Genomic DNA, 15,026 nt, shown 5'->3' on the forward strand with positions numbered 1-15,026 from the left:
CAGACCGCTGGCCCAGACCGCCGGCCCGGACCGACTACGGTTCGGGCTGGCAACCCACCGCCCCCGGGCTGAACAGGTCAGCCAACCACCCGCCGTCGTGCTGGCACCCGCGGCCACTGCCTGTGCCTTGAAGCGCCCGTGATAGATTCGACAGGCGAAAAAACGCAAACAAAGGTGGTTGACCATGGGCGACGCGAGGACATCCCGGCCCCGGTATTTCAAGGCTGTTGCTGCATCGCTGTTGCTGGTGACCGTATCCGGCGGACTCTCGGCATGCCGGGATGAGAAGAGACCCGCACCTCCTTATCCGGCCGTTGAATGGCAAGGAACTGCGCCAAGCGGGCCCATAGAGGCTGACCCGTGGGTCATGGCGGCCCGCAAATCCCTCGAGGCGCAGGCTGTGGCACAGAATATTACGGACTTCACCCTGCCCGAGCTGGTGGAGACCACTGGCCTGGAAGTCCGCGTCCGCATTTCCAGGCCTCCGTTGAACGACATCGCACAGAAACGTCGCCCGGACATCCGACCGGGACCTGATCCTTTCCTCCCTATGAAGGTCCAGCCGGGCCCGGTTCCCGGCACTGCCGAGGTGCACGGTTGCTTGGTGCGTTGGGCATCCGAAACTGGTGACGTGCCGGATGAACTGAGCGCCTCCGGCGTGATGTTCCGGATGGAACAACTCCAGGGAGGGCAACAACGGATCAGCAGCGTCGTTACACTTCCGGATCTGGACTGCAGTGCCGCCGAACCGCCCCTTGCATTGTTCGTGCCTGCTCCCCAGCCGTCGGATGTCACCGACGCAAAGGACGTTGTCCGGGCAAAGCGAACAGACATCGATCCTGCCTAACCGGTTCCTCGGCGTTCCCTGGCGGTCCGTTCAGCAAAATCGGCGAGGACTGCCGCCACAGCGTCCGGATGGCTCAGGGTAACGTAGTGGCCCCCCGGGATCTCGACGGGTTCAATTCCAAGCCGCTGTTGTACCTGTCTCCTCATGAAGGGCGCTGGGAAGAACTGGTCATCCCGGCACAAAATCGCCAAGGTGGGAACTTCCGGATGGCGGCCGGGCCACGGCCCTGACATCCAAGCGCCTTGCTGGTCCCGTTCCCTCTCGGTGGCTTCGCGAGCCAACTCAGCAGGCACAAGATTGAAGAAAGCGTCATCGGGGATCGTCTCCCGGTCATGCCCGGTGTTGATCCACCAGTCGCCAAAGGTCTCGCCCGGCATCGGAATCATGGCTGAGAGATACACCAGGCCGTCGGAGTGGAGTTCGTCGCACACCAACGGTGCCGTGAAGCCACCCAGCGAGTGCCCCACCACGATGGTGCGCTCAGCATCGCCAACTGCTTGCGTCACCGCGTGGGCATAGTCCTCAAGTCCGGCGTCGTTGTCTTCGATGGGCAGGTCAACTGCCACGACGCCATGGCCGGATGCTTCAAGCAGCGGGCTGACCAGATGCCAGTCCCATGCGGTGGAACCACCACCGTGAATCAGTACGAAAACCGCCATCATTCCCCGTTTCAATTCAGGACGTGGGTGCTGTCACCTGTGAATCCGGGTGAGGAACTCATCGTAGCCACGGGCACTCGACTTGGCACGCACGTGATCCTCTAGGGGGCGATGTCCATACCCCCTGGGGGTACTTGACGGAATACCCCCCATGGGTATACTTTCGACTTATGAGCACGCCAGACCTGAGCATGAGCCATCCGGACGCACCCATCATCGAGGTGGATCTGGAGCACGCCCCACCCCACGGGTACACCGGCAACAAGGATGCCTACCTCAAACGCTTGAAACGGATTGAAGGGCAAGTCCGCGGTATCGCGCGGATGGTGGAGGATGACAAGTACTGCATCGACATCCTCACCCAGGTAGCAGCTGCCACCAAGGCCCTCCATGCAGTCAGCCTGGGACTCGTAGAGGAGCACATCGGCCACTGCGTCGTGGGTGCCGCCTCCGAGCCCAACCCCGAAGCCCGCGCCGAACAGATCGACGCCAAAGTAAAGGAGGCCACCGATGCCATCGGGCGCCTGCTGCGGTAACTCCGCCAACAACCACCACACCATTCAACTCATCACCAAGGAGAGCGCCATGAGCCAGACCATCCAGACCAACGTCAACGTTTCGGGTATGACCTGCGGCCACTGCGTCTCCAGTGTCAGCGAAGAAATTGAGTCGCTCAGCGGCGTCGAAAACGTTGCCGTGGACCTCAATCCAGGTGGCCTGTCCACTGTGACCATCACATCAACCAAGGAGCTCTCGCCGTCTGAAATCGGCGAGGCCGTGGCAGAAGCCGGCTACCTGGTGGTAGCCAACGAAGCTTAGGAGTCCTCTTGAGTAGCCAGGAGACTTTCAACCAACCCGCACACAGGGTCATCGAGCTGGACATCGAGGGCATGACCTGCGCCTCGTGCGTCAATCGAGTGGAACGAAAACTGGGCAAGCTCGAGGGCGTGGAGGCCAGCGTCAATCTGCCCCTCGAATCAGCCCACGTCACTGTCCCGGCAACCGTGACAGATCAGCAGATTGTGGACACCGTCAATGCGACGGGATACAAAGCCACCGTCCGCCAAGCCCCCGCGCCGCACACCCGCAAGCCCCACTCCCCCGAACCCCAAACAAACCACGAACACACCAACGGCCTTCAGGCCCACGAGGCCCACGAGGCCCACGGACACGCTCCTACTAAAGAACCCCAGGAACACCGTGCCGACGTCGGCGGGTCAGGAAGGGTCCCAGGTGAAGCCTTCGGCGGCGTGCGGCAGCATGCGTCTAAGGGAGGAACGACCGAGCATGCAGAGCACGGCGCCGAAGGCGCCAGTGGCGCCGCGGAAGCCAACCACACTGACCACGCCACACACGAAGACCACATGTCCCACGGCCCTGCTGCATCAACCCTGCGCCCACGCCTGATCGTCGCAGCACTGCTAACCATTCCGGTGTTCGCGATCTCGATGATCCCCGCTCTGCAGTTCGCGAACTGGGGATGGGTTGTGGGCGCGATGGCCCTACCCGTGGTGAGCTGGGCGGCCTGGCCCTTTCACAGGGCAGCCGCCATCAATGCCCGGCACTTCGCCTCCACCATGGACACGCTCGTTTCCCTTGGCGTCATCGCTGCTTACCTCTACTCGGCGTGGCAACTCTTTGTGGATCCACGCATGACTGAACACCCCGGCATGGAAAACATGTCCGGGGGCGGCCTGTACTTCGAGGTTGCTGCAGTGGTCACAACGTTCCTGCTTCTGGGCCGCTACCTTGAAGCGAACGCGAAGGCCAAAGCCGGCAACGCGCTCAAGGCGCTGCTCAACCTGGGTGCCAAGGATGCAACGATCCTCGTGGAGGGCGTGGAGCAGAAGATTCCTGCCGATCAACTCCTCGTAAATGACGTCATTGTTGTCCGCCCGGGGGAGAAAATTGCCACTGACGGCGTAGTCACGGACGGTGCTTCCGCCGTCGACGCCTCACTGGTCACCGGCGAATCGGTGCCGGTGGAGGTAGGACCGGGCAGCCTGGTGACGGGCGCTACGATCAACACCTCCGGTCGCCTGCTGGTCCGGGCCACCCGCGTGGGCTCCGACACGACGCTCGCTCAGATGGGGCGCCTGGTCAGCCAGGCACAGACGGGCAAGGCACCCATTGCGCGGCTCGCGGACAGGATCAGCTCCGTCTTCGTTCCGATCGTGCTGGTGATTGCCGTTCTCACGTTCGTCCTTTGGCTGTTTATCTCGGGCGACCTCAACGCGGCCTTCACGGCAGCCGTTGCCGTGCTGGTGATCGCCTGCCCCTGCGCCTTGGGCCTGGCAACTCCCGTCGGGCTGCTGACAGGGACGGGCCGCGGAGCTCAACTGGGCATCCTCATCAAAGGCCCCCAGGTTCTTGAGGACACCCGCCATGTGGACACCATCCTGCTGGACAAGACGGGCACCGTCACCAGCGGCAAGCTCGCTGTTGACCACACTGTGGGCCTCAACGGCTACGCCCCGGCCGCCGTCCTAACACTGGCGGGAGCTGTTGAATCGGCCTCTGAGCATCCGATTGCCCACGCGATTGCTGCCGCGGCAAAGGAGGCCATGTCCGACGCCGGCGCCCTGCCCGGTGTTGCCGGTTTCAGTTCCGCTCCCGGCGGCGGCGTGAGGGGAACCGTTCCAGTAGACGGCGCCTCAAGAACTGTGGTTGTCGGACGCTCGGGCTGGCTCGAGGAGAACGGCGTCGCGCTCGATTCAAGCCAACGGGAAGCCTTGGCGTCAGAAGAAAACGGCGGCGCTACAGCTATCTGGGTTGCAGTGGACGGCCAGGCTGCAGGAATCGTCAGCCTGAGGGACACCATTAAGCCCGGTTCCGCGGCGGCGATACAAAAGTTGAAGGACATGGGAATCCGCCCCATCCTCCTGACCGGCGATAACGCTGCAGTAGCCGCCCAAGTGGCTGCCCCCGTCGGGATTTCACCGGTCGACGTGTTCGCCGGCGTACTGCCGGAGGGGAAAGTTGAGGCGGTCAGGAAGCTCCAGGCGTCCGGCGCCACGGTGGCCATGGCAGGTGATGGCGTCAACGACGCCGCGGCTTTGGCACAGTCGGACCTCGGTATCGCGATGGGTTCGGGAACGGACGTTGCCATCGAAGCTTCGGACCTGACCGTGATGGGCAGTGATCTGGGTCAGCTGGTGCAGGCAATCGAGCTGTCCCGCAAGACACTGTCCACCATCAAGACCAACCTGTTCTGGGCGTTCTTCTACAACGCGATCGGCATCCCGGTGGCAGCACTTGGATTCCTGAACCCGATGATCGCCGGCGCAGCCATGGCAGCCAGCTCCGTGCTGGTAGTTGCGAACTCGCTGAGGCTGCGCTCGTTCGGGAAGTAGACCCAACTGACTGGCAGTTGTGGCCTGGGCTACGCGGTTCCGAACCGGACCGCAGCCCGGGCCTTCGCTTTCGCAGCTTCCTCGTCACGGTTCTTCGCCGGGCCGTGGCTCACCAAGGAGTCCAAGAGATGCTGCGTAATGTGCGCGATCTCGTGCACAGCCTCCGCGAAGGCTTCCTCGTTGGCCTTGGAGGGCTTGGTGGATCCGCTGATTTTGCGCACATATTGCAGGGCAGCGGCCTCCACTTCGGCGCTCGTAGCGTGCGGTTCGAAGTTATGCAGGGTCCTGATATTGCGGCACATAACCCCATGCTAACTATGGGCAGTGCTACATGGGGAGGGGTGCCCATCGACGGTTTTTGGATTCCCGGGATAGGTTTTAGTTATTGGATCTTCCGGATGAGCCGGAGGCCGTTGGGGATGCCGAAGAGCTCGGGTCCGAAAAATGAAGGAGAATCTCATGGCTATTTGGGGTGCAGATGTTGATCAGCTTCGTCAGCTCGGTAACAAGCTGAAGGCCGGTGCTGAGAACATCGAGCAGCAGCGTTCACAGCTCAAGGGCGCACTTGACGGCACCGACTGGAAGGGCCCGGACGCTGACAAGTTCCGCGGCGAGTGGGACAGCCAGCACGCTTCCAACCTGAAGAAGGTTGCCGACGCACTTCGCGAAGCCGGCGATCGCGCTCAGAAGAACGCTGAGCAGCAGCAGCAGGCTTCCAACTAAGACAGTTGGGAAAACCCCGGACGCATCAGCGTCCGGGGTTTTCGCTGTTAAAGGCATGTCTCCCGGTGTTGTTCGCCCGCACCGCCGTTGTATGGCGGGGACTTCGAACAAACCCGGGAGTTCAGGGGCTTAGCTGCGGGGCGCCTTGGTGACATGACCGGAGGGGACGGGTTCCACGTCGTTCGGGTGATCAAGAACGCGGGCCGCTTCTTGGGCAGTAACGGCCGCCCTGCGATCTCCCCGCAGCTCATCGATCCGGACCAGGACCACGCCGCCCACAATGAGGAGGCCGCCCAGCAGCTGAATGGGGCCGGGGAGTTCCCCCAGGAGCAGCCATGCCCAGATCACGGCAAACAACACTTCGGTGAGGGACACAAAGGACGCTACCTTCGAGCCCAGGCTGCGGGCAGCCATGATGCCGGAAACGTACGCGAGCACTGTGGCCAGGATGATGAGTCCGACGACGGAAACCCACCATGGAGTGGTCCACGGCCCCAACGTTGTGTCCTCGACACTGAAAGTCATGGGCAGCAGTCCCAGCAATCCGACGAGCCACATGACCAGCGCGCCTACTAGGAGACCTCCGGAAGCGAGCACCAGCGGAGGGAGGCTGTCATTCTCCTTGGCTGTGATGAAGAAGTAGATCACCAGGCAGACGGCGGCGGCCATACCCCAAAGGACACCAATGAAGTCCACCTTCACGGCACCCGTCAGATCAAGCACCAGGACCAGTCCGCCCAGGGACAACAGGGCGCCGGAAGCAGTGAGCGCACGGGGCCGCCGTCGGCTGGCGATCCAGAGCCAGAGGACAATCATTACCGGAGCCAGATACTCAAGCAGCAGCGCTACGCCCACGGACAATCGGGCCACGGCATTGAAGTAAAAGAGCTGGCACCCCGCAACTCCGATGAGCCCGAACAGCAGGATGGTGAGCCAGTTGTCCTTGAGTTGGTGCCACCGGCCGCGGAGAACCACGACGGCGGGGATCACCAATATCAGTGCGGCACCAGTGAGGCGCACGGCAACAGCGGCGCCGGGTGACCAGCCGGTTTCAAGCATCGACTTGGCAAACGAGCCGGACGTGCCGAAAACGGCAGAAGAAAAGAGTGCGATGCCGAGTCCTGATGCCAGGAAACTCTTTGCATCAGCCTTCGTCGTTGGAGCTGACACAGCAGCCTCCTGTCAGGAGTAAAGTGGGCTTATGGTCATGACAGTACTCTCGAAACATGTAAGGAGTCAAAGTGCTTTTTGCGCCTGACACCGAGGTAGCCCTTCGTAGCGTCGTCAATCTGATCAATACGGCCGCCAACGGCGCGGAATCGCTGGTCACAATGGAAGACCTCGATTCCTTCCTGGAAGCTGAAGAGTTCACCGGATCACGGGTGAACACTCCTGCGGAACTGAGCAGCATCAAGCGCCTCCGCAGCGAACTGGCGGCACTTTGGAGCGCTGACGAGGACACGGCAGCCAAGTCCGTCAACAAACTGCTTGCCGACGCAAAGGCACTCCCGCAACTGGTGAAACATGACCACTGGGACTGGCACCTCCACGCCACCACCCCTGAAGCACCGCTGGCAGTCCGAATGGGAACCGAAGCTGCCATGGCCATCATCGACGTCATCCGCAGCAAGGAAATGGACCGCATGCGCGTGTGCGCGGCGGACGACTGCGACGCCGTCGTGCTGGACCTCAGCCGCAACCGCTCCAAGCTCTACTGCGATACAGGGAACTGCGCTAACCGCGCCCACGTTGCTGCGTATCGCGCGCGGAAGGCCGCCGAGGGCGAGTGATAAAGGCCGGCGCGCCGCTTACTCTGGCGGCAACGTCGCACGCTCAATCCGGTCTGCGCTAGGCGGACTGGGCAGATGGCGCAGCTGTTGCACCGGGCTCGGCTGACTACCGCACCTACTACCTGGTCGAGACCACCGCCCCGGCAGGATACGAACTGCTCGCCGAGCCGATTTCCTTCCTGATCAACGCCGCCAGCACCACAGTCGGTGTTGACCTGAGCGTCAAGAACATCCCGTCCAACAGCGGCTTCGAACTGCCCCTCACCGGTGGCGTCGGAACCGGCCTGCTCTACGCAGCCGGAGCACTCCTGGTCGTCGGCGCAGGACTCCTGTTCGTACGGAACCGTCGCAACACCAGGAACTAGTCGGCATCCGTCCGCTCAAAGCCAGCTCTACGGAATTGGAGCGTTGAACCCTGGAGGTCAGTGGCCGGCGTCGGGCGTTTCAGTCTCGGAATCCGGGGCACCCGGGCCGCCGTGGCCGGGCCGCTTGGAGCTGAGGTTGACGCCGGAGCCTTTGCCGAGGTGATCAGCGTTCTCCTTGTGGCTCATGGACAGCATGGCCGCCACAACGAGGCTCACGATGAATGCGATGCCGGCTCCCGTGAAGGCGAGGTCAAAACGTGGCGCGCGTGCGCTGCCGCCGGAGGCGAAAATGAGCACGGCAACGAAGGCCAGTACTGCGAAGAACGCGGAGAACATGAGGGGTCCCTTGACCGAGGTCCGCATCTTGCGCGGTTCTCCTGGTGTCTGGTCTGCCACGGTCATTCCTCCAATGATGGCGGTTCGTATCCGCCGGTCAGCAAAAGTTCTACAAAGAGTAGAACGTCCAGCTACTAGTTTACGGCCTCGGGCGAAGCGCCGGGCGCAGCGGTTCGGGAAGGACTGCTGGCCCCGGTCTTGGCATCGTGCCTTAGCGTCAACCCTGAGAGGATCCACAGCACGCCGGAAATGATGGCCCCACCACCGGCCACGCCCAGCAGCGCATGTGCGCCCAGCGAAGTAAAGAACGGCAGCATCACAGCGGTGCCCACGGCGATAACGCCCGAAATGAGCCAATCACGCGCCAACTCGTCCCGCTTCCGGAGACCATGGACGAACTCAAGGAGGCCCAGCACCAGCAGTGCAAACATGGCCGAGAGGGCAACACCCTCGTCAGACTGCGTGACCAACGCGCCGGCGCCTCCGAGCGCAACAACCAGCGGAACCGCCACAGGCAAAGCCCGGGACATCCACACAGCCCCTGCCGTCGCGAGCAAGTACAGCCCCACAGCCCACGCCAGGACGTGCACGGACGGCGAAGCCCAGAAGATGGTGACCGCGCCGAACAGCAGTGCAACCGTGGCACGGATCAGCACGGGTTTCCAGAGTACGTCCGCGGGAGCAGAAGGAGTCTGGGCAGGAATCGCTGGGAGAGTCACCCGTCCAGTTTAGTGCGAACCCAGCACCATCCACCGATCGGTCCGCGCGCGCAGCCCCAAAGTCACACCTCGGGCCAGCATGTAGCCCAGCGCAAACGCGGCCCACAACCACAGCAGCCCCGCCTCGCCGTCGGGCTTTATCTGGTGGATTGCCACCAGCAACGGCAAGTAGACCACCAGGTTTACGACGCCGGCAATCGCCAGGTAGCGTGCGTCGCCTGCACCGATAAGGACACCGTCCAGGACGAAGACATAACCGGCGAGTGGCTGTCCCACCGCGAGGACCCAGAGCGCGATGGTCAGGGCTGATCGGACACCGGAGTCGGACGTGAAGAGGTAGCCGGCCCACGGGGCCACGATCGCCAGGAGAACGCCGGTGATCACGCCGAATCCGAGGCCCCAGCGAATCATAGTGCGGGTCAATTCACGGGCGCGTTGGGCGTTCCGGGCGCCAAGTTCCTTGCCGATCAGGGCTTGCGCGGCAATCGCCAGCGCATCCAGGGCAAAGGCAAGGAAAGAGAAGATGGTCATGGCCAACTGGTGCGCGGCCAGATTTACGGCACCCTGCGCAGTCACCACCAAAACAGTCGCAAGGATGGCGAGGCGGAGGCTCAGCGTACGCAGCATGAGCCACGAACCCACCTTGGTCATGGCCCGGATACCGTGCCAGTCGGGCTTCAAGGACACCCCGTGTTGCCGCGCATTCCGGCTGACCATTACCAAGTACACGGCAGCCATGGCCCACTGCGCGATGCTTGTGCCGATGGCGGAACCCGTCACGGACATGTTCAACCCATAGACGAAGAACAGGTTGAGGACGATGTTCACGGCGAAGCCGGCGGTTGCCACAACAAGCGGCGTCCGGGTGTCCTGGAGCCCCCGAAGGACACCCGTGCCGGCGAAGATGAGGAGCATCGCGGCCAAGCCAGGCATGGACCATCGCAGATAATCGACGGCGAATTGCTGGACGTCTCCGGTCGCCCCCATGAAGCCAACCAACGGTTCGGCCGCTACAAAGCCAACCACAGCGAGCGCCAGCCCAAGCAGCAGAGCCAGCCAGACGCCGTCGCGCCCTGCTGCCAAAGCCTTCCCCAACTTACCGTCGCCAATCGCTCGGGCGACCGCCGGCGTCGTCGAATATGCCAGGAAGACCATCAGCCCCACGGCGGTGTGCAGGATGGTGGACGCGAGTCCCACACCGGCAAGCTGGTCGACCCCCAAGTGCCCCACAATGGCCGAGTCAGCCAGCAGGAACAGTGGCTCGGCGATGAGCGCACCGAAAGCCGGGACGGCCAGCCGCAGGATCTCGCGGGCGTTGGAGCGGGCGGGGGCAGTTGTGGTTTGGGGCACTAAACAAGCCTAGTCCGCCGCGGGCCGGGTACATTTGGGCCGTGTCACATGAGCATCCCGTCACCGTTTCCGTCGCCCGCACTATCCTTCCCGGCTATACCCGGCAGGCCAATGCCTGGGCCCACGCCGGACAGGAACTCGCCCGGGAATGGCCCGGATATTTGGGATCCGGATGGGTACGCAATGGGGTGGACTCCACCGAATGGCACATGCTTTATCGCTTTGCAGACGCCGATTCGCTGCAGGAGTGGGAGGACTCCGAGGAGCGTCGCTGGTGGATCGATAGTGCCAGGGACATGATGGAGACCACCCGGGTGGAGCGCCACACGGGGATCGAAGGATGGTTCTCCCGGCCCGGAGACGTTTCGGTGGTTGTGCCCGAGACAGTTGTGCCGCCCCGCTGGAAGCAGGCCATCAGCATCTTCCTGCCGTTCTTCCCGCTCAGCTTGTTGGCCAACTTCCTGCTGCACCCGTTGACTCAGGACTGGCCGCTGGTGTTCGCGGTGCTGCTGAACATCGTGATCCTGACCCCGCTGATGACCTACATCTTCCTGCCGATCACCACCCGGCTGCTGCAGCCTTGGCTTCAGGCGAAGCCGAGCAGCAGACGCCGGACGTAAGCCCGGTAGCTGGGATTTAGGTCATAAAGAGCCATATTTGGTTGACACTTCAAGTTTCCTCGGGAATGGTTGAAGGTATGAACAAGTCCAGCTTGACCACCACAGCCCTGACCATCCTGCGCGTAATCGCGGGATTTCTCTTCGCCGCGCACGGTTGGCAGAAGTTCAACGAATTCACTATCGCCGGAACCCAGGCCTCCTTCACGCAGATGGGAGTCCCGGCCGCATCGGCAGTAGCACCGATCGTCGCAACCCTCGAACTCGTGGGTGGCATTGCCCTGATCATCGGCCTCCTGACCCGCGTCTTCGCAGCCTTGCTGGCCGTCAACATGCTCGGCGCGCTGTTCCTGGTGCACGCGCCGGCCGGGGTTTTCGTCGGCAACGGCGGATACGAGCTTGTACTGCTCTTCGCAGGCGCAGCTCTGGCCCTGGCACTGGCCGGTGCGGGCAGGCTTTCTGCCGACGCCGCACTGTTCGGCCGTTCGGGATCGAAACTCCGCGTCCTCGCGTAGCGCCCCACCACCCCCCCCGACGCTCTCGCGGATAACAAGCCCTTCAGCCGATCGCTCTCTCACTTCCTTCAAGAAAGTGAGAGAGCATCGGTCTTTAAGGGCCCGGATGTGAGAGAGCGTGCAGGACTGCAGCGCCTCAGCCAGCTCGGCTGCCGCTTCAGTCATTGGTGCCGGGGCAGGGTTATCTGTAGTAGAACTAGCCTGATGATGACCATCCTCACCGGCGTCGGCGCCAGCACTGGTACAGCCCGCGGCAATGCCCGGCTTATTCACGGTCCCGACGAGTTCACGCGCTTCCAGTCCGGGGACGTTCTGGTCTGCCGTACCACCGACCCCGCGTGGACTCCTCTCTTCGGAATGGCATCGGCGGTGGTCACGGAAACCGGCGGAATGTTGTCGCACGCCGCGATCGTTGCACGGGAGTTCGGGATCCCTGCCGTACTGGGTGTACGGGATGCGCTGCTCCTTCTCGCCGACGGCGGCCCCCTGGCTATTGACGGGTCCCGGGGAACAATCACCCTGATGGACACCGAATGACACTCCTCACCCTGCATGCGGTCCGCCTCCTCGGTTTCGCTGAGACCCAAGCGGTAGCGGCCCGGTTCTCGCAAGACCCCGGTTTGGTGGAGTCGCAGCTCATCGACGCCGGCGTGAACGGCTTTGTTTCGCACAGCACCTTCGCGGGGGCCAGCGGCTGGTCGCTGTCGAGTCTCGGGAGAATTGAGAACGAGCGGCTGCTGGCCGATGAACTGGACCACGCCGATGCACGAGACGCGGTGTTGGCAGTGCATGACAACTTCGCGGACATCAACACCGGCGTCGTGGGTGCGTGCAGTGCCATCCAGTTGCAATCTCCGGCGGATGAAGGCGCCGTGGACGTCCTGATAGGCGCCCTGGCGTCCTGGCGTCTACTCGAACCACAGCTGAGCGTTTTACTGCCTCGGTTCGAGGGCTACTCCGGGCGCCTGTTGGGAGCACTCAAGCACGCTGTCCAGGACACAGCCTGGCTGACAGCTACCGACCGGGATTCCTTCCACCGGGTTTGGTTCGAACTCCATGAGGACCTGATTGCCACCCTCGGCATCCAGCGCGGGTAGTCGGACTTAGTCACGTAACAGAAACCTGGCGACAGTAAGATTCCAAGCATGAGCGATGACGCCGCCAATTCAGTGACCCTCCGTTTCCTCGCTGCTCCCATGGACGTAGGCCACAGCGGGTCAGTCGACGCCGGCACCGTCCTTGAGTGGGTGGATAAGGCCGCGTACGCAGCAGCAGTTGGCTGGTCTAAGTCGTACTGCGTCACGGCGTACGTGGGCAACATCCACTTCACGGATCCCGTGAACAGCGGGGACATGGTGGAAGTGACCTCCACCATCGTCTACACCGGCCGCTCCTCGATGCACATCCACACGGTGGTCAGCTCCCGCGATCCCAAGGGCGGGCCGGAGACAATGCATAGCCAGTGCATGGTGATTTTCGTAGCGGTGGGACCCGACGGCAAGCCAATTCCTGTCCCCCAGTTTGAGCCGTCCACGCCCCAAGAGGTCGAGCAGCGCGACCACGCCTTGGCCCGCATCGAGGTCCGCGAGCAGATCGTCAACGCGATGAACGCACAGGACTACACCGACGCCGGAACCGCCGAGCGTGTTGTCCTGCGGTTTATGGCGTCCCCCACTGACGTCAACTGGGGCGGCAAGGTCCACGGTGGCATCGTGATGAAGTGGATCGACGAAGCAGCGTACGTTTGCGCCTCCCGATACTGCGGCAAGGACACCGTGGCTGTGTTCTCCGGAGGCGTCCGTTTCTACCGGCCCCTGCTGATTGGCCACGTCGTCGAGGTAGAGGCGCGGCTCGTCTACACCGGCGCCAAGGGCATGCACATCGCGGTCCACGTACGCTCCGGCGATCCCAAGACCCGCGAAATGAACCTGACCACGTACTGCCTCACGGTGATGGTGGCGCGCGACGAAACAGGGACTGCTGTACCGATTCCTTCCTGGGTTCCACTATCCGAGGAGGACAAGAAGCTGCACGCCCACGCCCGTGAACTCCTGGAAATCCGTGGGCGGGCACCGGGAAACCGGCTCCCGGATCACCTGTTGAAGGCGTCAGGCAGCTAACAGCCGCTTGGTGCGGACGTGGTTACGAGCCATGTTGTCAGCCCGGCGTCAGGACGCAGAACTCGTTGCCTTCGGGGTCTGTGAGGCAACGCCACGGCACATCGCCCTGGCCGACGTCGATGTTAGCCGCGCCCAGTGTATGTAGCCGGACCACTTCAGCGTCTTGATCATCACCGGGATACGGCATCACGTCGAGATGGATACGGTTCGGCAGTGTGTCGGGGTCTGACGTGCGCAGCAACTCCAGATATGGCCCGACCCCCTCGGACGAACGCAGCCTCGCATGGTCATCGTTCACTTCGTGCAGAGTCCAATCCATCGCCTCACTCCAGAAGTCGGCCATGGCCCGCGGATCGGTGCAGTTGACCACCACAGTGGCGATGGGTCCTGTGTCCTGGTAGATCGGCCGGGGTTCCAGAACGCAGAACAGGTTCCCCTCGGGATCCGCCAAGACCGTCCAGGGCACATCTCCCTGGCCTACATCGGCCGGTGTAGCGCCGAGCTCTTTGAGCCGCGCCACCAGCTCCTTTTGATGAGCTGCGGAAGTGGTAGCGAGATCGAGGTGCGCGCGATATTTCACCGTCTCCGGATCCGGAACTGTCACAACGTCAACGCAGACAGCTGAGGGGTCCGGCCATGTGAAACCCAGGGGTTCAACGTTGGTCACACCGGGTCCCTCACTGGAAACACCCCACCCGAGGGCTTCCGCCCAAAACTGCCCGAGAGCTGAGTCATCCCGTGCTTTGATATTCACCTGAACAAGTCTCAACGCCATGACGCCTTACCCTATACCCCTGCCTCATTCCAGCAACACCGCTGCAGCGTCGTTGCCCAACAATGGGAAAGCGGCCAACCAACGCAATTGAGGAATTAGCCGACCAGGTTCTCCGCCGCACTGTCCATGTGCGCGATGATCGTTTCCCGTGCTTTCGCCGCATTTCCAGTCTCGATGGCAGCAACAATGTCGTGATGCCGGCCCACGCTCATATTCCGGGTGGCGCGTTCCAATCCGGCGAACATGATGGACATCCGGATGGAGCCCTCCAGGGATTCCCAGGAGTGCAGCAACGTTTCGTTTCCGGACAGGCGGCAGAGCGTGCGGTGGAACTCAAGGTCGGATTCGATCCGCTCCTGCAGTGAGGACTTGGCCGCTTTGTCCATATTGTCGACGGCGGCACGCAGTTCTGCGAGCGCGGCTTCCTTGTCCGGCATGTCACTGAGGGTCCTGGCGGCCAACGATTCCAAAACGCCGCGAACAGCGAAGATATCCCGGATTTCCTTGACGTCCAGGTGCCGGACGGACATGCGGCCGCGTGCTCCGGCGGAGATCAGGCCTTCCTGTTCCAGCTGGCGCAGGGCTTCCCGAAGTGTGCCGCGGCTGATTTGGAGCATCTCGGAAAGCTCGGTTTCCACGAGGTGTCGCCCGGGCTCGAGTTCGCCACTGGTGATCGCGGTCCGCAGTGCTGCGAGTGCCTGTTCGCGCAGGCTCTTCTTTTCAAGTCCCAGCAGGGATGCGGTGACGGCCATGGTGTGTCCTCGGTTCAATGGGCGACTGCTAACAGTCCGTTGTTAACTGTCGATACTACGGGCAGCGGGGCGGGACGGGCAGTCATGTCCGTCCCGCCCCGCGAG

The 15,026-nt window shown here is 62.7% G+C and carries 20 protein-coding genes; 12 read left to right on the plus strand and 8 right to left on the minus strand.

Annotation, left to right across the window (positions count from 1 at the left end; genetic code table 11):
- The first annotated feature begins 184 nt into the window (after nucleotides 1-184).
- Nucleotides 185-847: a hypothetical protein gene (locus KCX59_RS21615; RefSeq protein WP_178994552.1), complete on the plus strand. Its 663-nt coding sequence runs from the start codon at nucleotides 185-187 to the stop codon at nucleotides 845-847.
- On the opposite strand, the gene KCX59_RS21620 is transcribed toward KCX59_RS21615, so the two are convergent.
- Nucleotides 844-1,509, minus strand: coding sequence for an alpha/beta fold hydrolase (locus KCX59_RS21620; protein ID WP_256871497.1), 666 nt, complete (start codon nucleotides 1,507-1,509; stop codon nucleotides 844-846). The genes KCX59_RS21615 and KCX59_RS21620 overlap by 4 nt on opposite strands.
- A gap of 167 nt (nucleotides 1,510-1,676) precedes the next feature.
- Here KCX59_RS21620 and KCX59_RS21625 point away from each other — a divergent pair, with 167 nt between their 5' ends.
- Genes KCX59_RS21625 through KCX59_RS21635 form a run of 3 tightly spaced genes read left to right on the plus strand, consistent with a single transcriptional unit; the run spans nucleotide 1,677 to nucleotide 4,859 of the window.
- A complete protein-coding gene (locus tag KCX59_RS21625; RefSeq protein ID WP_179017977.1) occupies nucleotides 1,677-2,042 on the plus strand; it encodes a metal-sensitive transcriptional regulator in 366 nt (121 codons plus the stop codon).
- A 49-nt stretch (nucleotides 2,043-2,091) separates the two neighbouring features.
- Complete coding sequence (locus tag KCX59_RS21630; RefSeq protein ID WP_043471595.1) at nucleotides 2,092-2,325, plus strand: heavy-metal-associated domain-containing protein; 234 nt, start codon at nucleotides 2,092-2,094, stop codon at nucleotides 2,323-2,325.
- A gap of 8 nt (nucleotides 2,326-2,333) precedes the next feature.
- Nucleotides 2,334-4,859, plus strand: coding sequence for a heavy metal translocating P-type ATPase (locus tag KCX59_RS21635; protein ID WP_179017978.1), 2,526 nt, complete (start codon nucleotides 2,334-2,336; stop codon nucleotides 4,857-4,859).
- Between the two features lie 29 nt (nucleotides 4,860-4,888).
- On the opposite strand, the gene KCX59_RS21640 is transcribed toward KCX59_RS21635, so the two are convergent.
- On the minus strand, nucleotides 4,889-5,161 hold the full coding sequence (locus KCX59_RS21640; RefSeq protein ID WP_011776687.1) for a DUF2277 domain-containing protein: 273 nt from the start codon (nucleotides 5,159-5,161) through the stop codon (nucleotides 4,889-4,891).
- A gap of 157 nt (nucleotides 5,162-5,318) precedes the next feature.
- On the opposite strand from KCX59_RS21640, the gene KCX59_RS21645 reads away from it, so the two are divergent.
- Nucleotides 5,319-5,582, plus strand: a complete 264-nt coding sequence (locus KCX59_RS21645; RefSeq protein ID WP_011776688.1) for a WXG100 family type VII secretion target — start codon at nucleotides 5,319-5,321, stop codon at nucleotides 5,580-5,582.
- Nucleotides 5,583-5,711: 129 nt separating this feature from the next.
- Here KCX59_RS21645 and KCX59_RS21650 read toward each other — a convergent pair whose 3' ends face one another.
- On the minus strand, nucleotides 5,712-6,752 hold the full coding sequence (locus KCX59_RS21650; RefSeq protein WP_178994560.1) for an EamA family transporter: 1,041 nt from the start codon (nucleotides 6,750-6,752) through the stop codon (nucleotides 5,712-5,714).
- A 71-nt stretch (nucleotides 6,753-6,823) separates the two neighbouring features.
- Here KCX59_RS21650 and KCX59_RS21655 point away from each other — a divergent pair, with 71 nt between their 5' ends.
- The gene (locus tag KCX59_RS21655) at nucleotides 6,824-7,372 is read left to right on the plus strand and encodes a CGNR zinc finger domain-containing protein (protein WP_091464089.1); all 549 of its coding nucleotides are present in this window, start codon (nucleotides 6,824-6,826) and stop codon (nucleotides 7,370-7,372) included.
- A gap of 155 nt (nucleotides 7,373-7,527) precedes the next feature.
- Nucleotides 7,528-7,737, plus strand: a complete 210-nt coding sequence (locus KCX59_RS21660) for an LPXTG cell wall anchor domain-containing protein (protein ID WP_434122669.1) — start codon at nucleotides 7,528-7,530, stop codon at nucleotides 7,735-7,737.
- Between the two features lie 57 nt (nucleotides 7,738-7,794).
- Here KCX59_RS21660 and KCX59_RS21665 read toward each other — a convergent pair whose 3' ends face one another.
- From KCX59_RS21665 to KCX59_RS21675, 3 genes are all read right to left on the minus strand, one after another.
- The gene (locus KCX59_RS21665) at nucleotides 7,795-8,139 is read right to left on the minus strand and encodes a hypothetical protein (protein WP_091464094.1); all 345 of its coding nucleotides are present in this window, start codon (nucleotides 8,137-8,139) and stop codon (nucleotides 7,795-7,797) included.
- Nucleotides 8,140-8,207: 68 nt separating this feature from the next.
- Entirely contained in the window at nucleotides 8,208-8,792 is a 585-nt protein-coding gene (locus KCX59_RS21670) for a DUF308 domain-containing protein (RefSeq protein WP_370629203.1), read from the minus strand.
- Between the two features lie 9 nt (nucleotides 8,793-8,801).
- Complete coding sequence (locus KCX59_RS21675; protein WP_179017979.1) at nucleotides 8,802-10,142, minus strand: MATE family efflux transporter; 1,341 nt, start codon at nucleotides 10,140-10,142, stop codon at nucleotides 8,802-8,804.
- A gap of 41 nt (nucleotides 10,143-10,183) precedes the next feature.
- On the opposite strand from KCX59_RS21675, the gene KCX59_RS21680 reads away from it, so the two are divergent.
- From KCX59_RS21680 to KCX59_RS21700, 5 genes are all read left to right on the plus strand, one after another.
- A complete protein-coding gene (locus tag KCX59_RS21680; RefSeq protein ID WP_179017980.1) occupies nucleotides 10,184-10,762 on the plus strand; it encodes an antibiotic biosynthesis monooxygenase in 579 nt (192 codons plus the stop codon).
- Between the two features lie 77 nt (nucleotides 10,763-10,839).
- Entirely contained in the window at nucleotides 10,840-11,274 is a 435-nt protein-coding gene (locus KCX59_RS21685; protein WP_178994563.1) for a DoxX family protein, read from the plus strand.
- 204 nt (nucleotides 11,275-11,478) lie between these two features.
- On the plus strand, nucleotides 11,479-11,811 hold the full coding sequence (locus KCX59_RS21690; RefSeq protein WP_178994565.1) for a PEP-utilizing enzyme: 333 nt from the start codon (nucleotides 11,479-11,481) through the stop codon (nucleotides 11,809-11,811).
- Nucleotides 11,808-12,371, plus strand: a complete 564-nt coding sequence (locus tag KCX59_RS21695) for a hypothetical protein (protein ID WP_178994567.1) — start codon at nucleotides 11,808-11,810, stop codon at nucleotides 12,369-12,371. Before KCX59_RS21690 ends, KCX59_RS21695 begins: the two co-directional genes overlap by 4 nt.
- Before the next feature lie 48 nt (nucleotides 12,372-12,419).
- Nucleotides 12,420-13,394, plus strand: a complete 975-nt coding sequence (locus KCX59_RS21700; RefSeq protein WP_179017981.1) for an acyl-CoA thioesterase — start codon at nucleotides 12,420-12,422, stop codon at nucleotides 13,392-13,394.
- Between the two features lie 37 nt (nucleotides 13,395-13,431).
- Here the strand turns inward: KCX59_RS21700 and KCX59_RS21705 are convergent, their stop codons facing one another.
- Nucleotides 13,432-14,169: a VOC family protein gene (locus KCX59_RS21705; RefSeq protein WP_179017982.1), complete on the minus strand. Its 738-nt coding sequence runs from the start codon at nucleotides 14,167-14,169 to the stop codon at nucleotides 13,432-13,434.
- A 95-nt stretch (nucleotides 14,170-14,264) separates the two neighbouring features.
- Nucleotides 14,265-14,921, minus strand: a complete 657-nt coding sequence (locus KCX59_RS21710) for a GntR family transcriptional regulator (RefSeq protein ID WP_091464115.1) — start codon at nucleotides 14,919-14,921, stop codon at nucleotides 14,265-14,267.
- Nucleotides 14,922-15,026: the final 105 nt, after the last annotated feature.

The sequence above is a fragment of the Paenarthrobacter nitroguajacolicus genome, from assembly GCF_051027655.1.
In the GTDB taxonomy this organism is placed as follows: Bacteria; Actinomycetota; Actinomycetes; order Actinomycetales; family Micrococcaceae; genus Arthrobacter; species Arthrobacter nitroguajacolicus.

Bases quoted from the DNA above. Each gene is read 5' to 3' on its own strand.
- KCX59_RS21620 (WP_256871497.1), bottom strand. From the start codon at position 1,509: ATGATGGCGGTTTTCGTACTGATTCACGGTGGTGGTTCCACCGCATGG.
- KCX59_RS21630 (WP_043471595.1), top strand. From the start codon at position 2,092: ATGAGCCAGACCATCCAGACCAACGTCAACGTTTCGGGTATGACCTGC.
- KCX59_RS21615 (WP_178994552.1), top strand. From the start codon at position 185: ATGGGCGACGCGAGGACATCCCGGCCCCGGTATTTCAAGGCTGTTGCT.
- KCX59_RS21640 (WP_011776687.1), bottom strand. From the start codon at position 5,161: ATGTGCCGCAATATCAGGACCCTGCATAACTTCGAACCGCACGCTACG.
- KCX59_RS21685 (WP_178994563.1), top strand. From the start codon at position 10,840: ATGAACAAGTCCAGCTTGACCACCACAGCCCTGACCATCCTGCGCGTA.
- KCX59_RS21710 (WP_091464115.1), bottom strand. From the start codon at position 14,921: ATGGCCGTCACCGCATCCCTGCTGGGACTTGAAAAGAAGAGCCTGCGC.
- KCX59_RS21705 (WP_179017982.1), bottom strand. From the start codon at position 14,169: ATGGCGTTGAGACTTGTTCAGGTGAATATCAAAGCACGGGATGACTCA.
- KCX59_RS21665 (WP_091464094.1), bottom strand. From the start codon at position 8,139: ATGACCGTGGCAGACCAGACACCAGGAGAACCGCGCAAGATGCGGACC.
- KCX59_RS21625 (WP_179017977.1), top strand. From the start codon at position 1,677: ATGAGCACGCCAGACCTGAGCATGAGCCATCCGGACGCACCCATCATC.
- KCX59_RS21700 (WP_179017981.1), top strand. From the start codon at position 12,420: ATGAGCGATGACGCCGCCAATTCAGTGACCCTCCGTTTCCTCGCTGCT.
- KCX59_RS21695 (WP_178994567.1), top strand. From the start codon at position 11,808: ATGACACTCCTCACCCTGCATGCGGTCCGCCTCCTCGGTTTCGCTGAG.
- KCX59_RS21690 (WP_178994565.1), top strand. From the start codon at position 11,479: ATGATGACCATCCTCACCGGCGTCGGCGCCAGCACTGGTACAGCCCGC.
- KCX59_RS21645 (WP_011776688.1), top strand. From the start codon at position 5,319: ATGGCTATTTGGGGTGCAGATGTTGATCAGCTTCGTCAGCTCGGTAAC.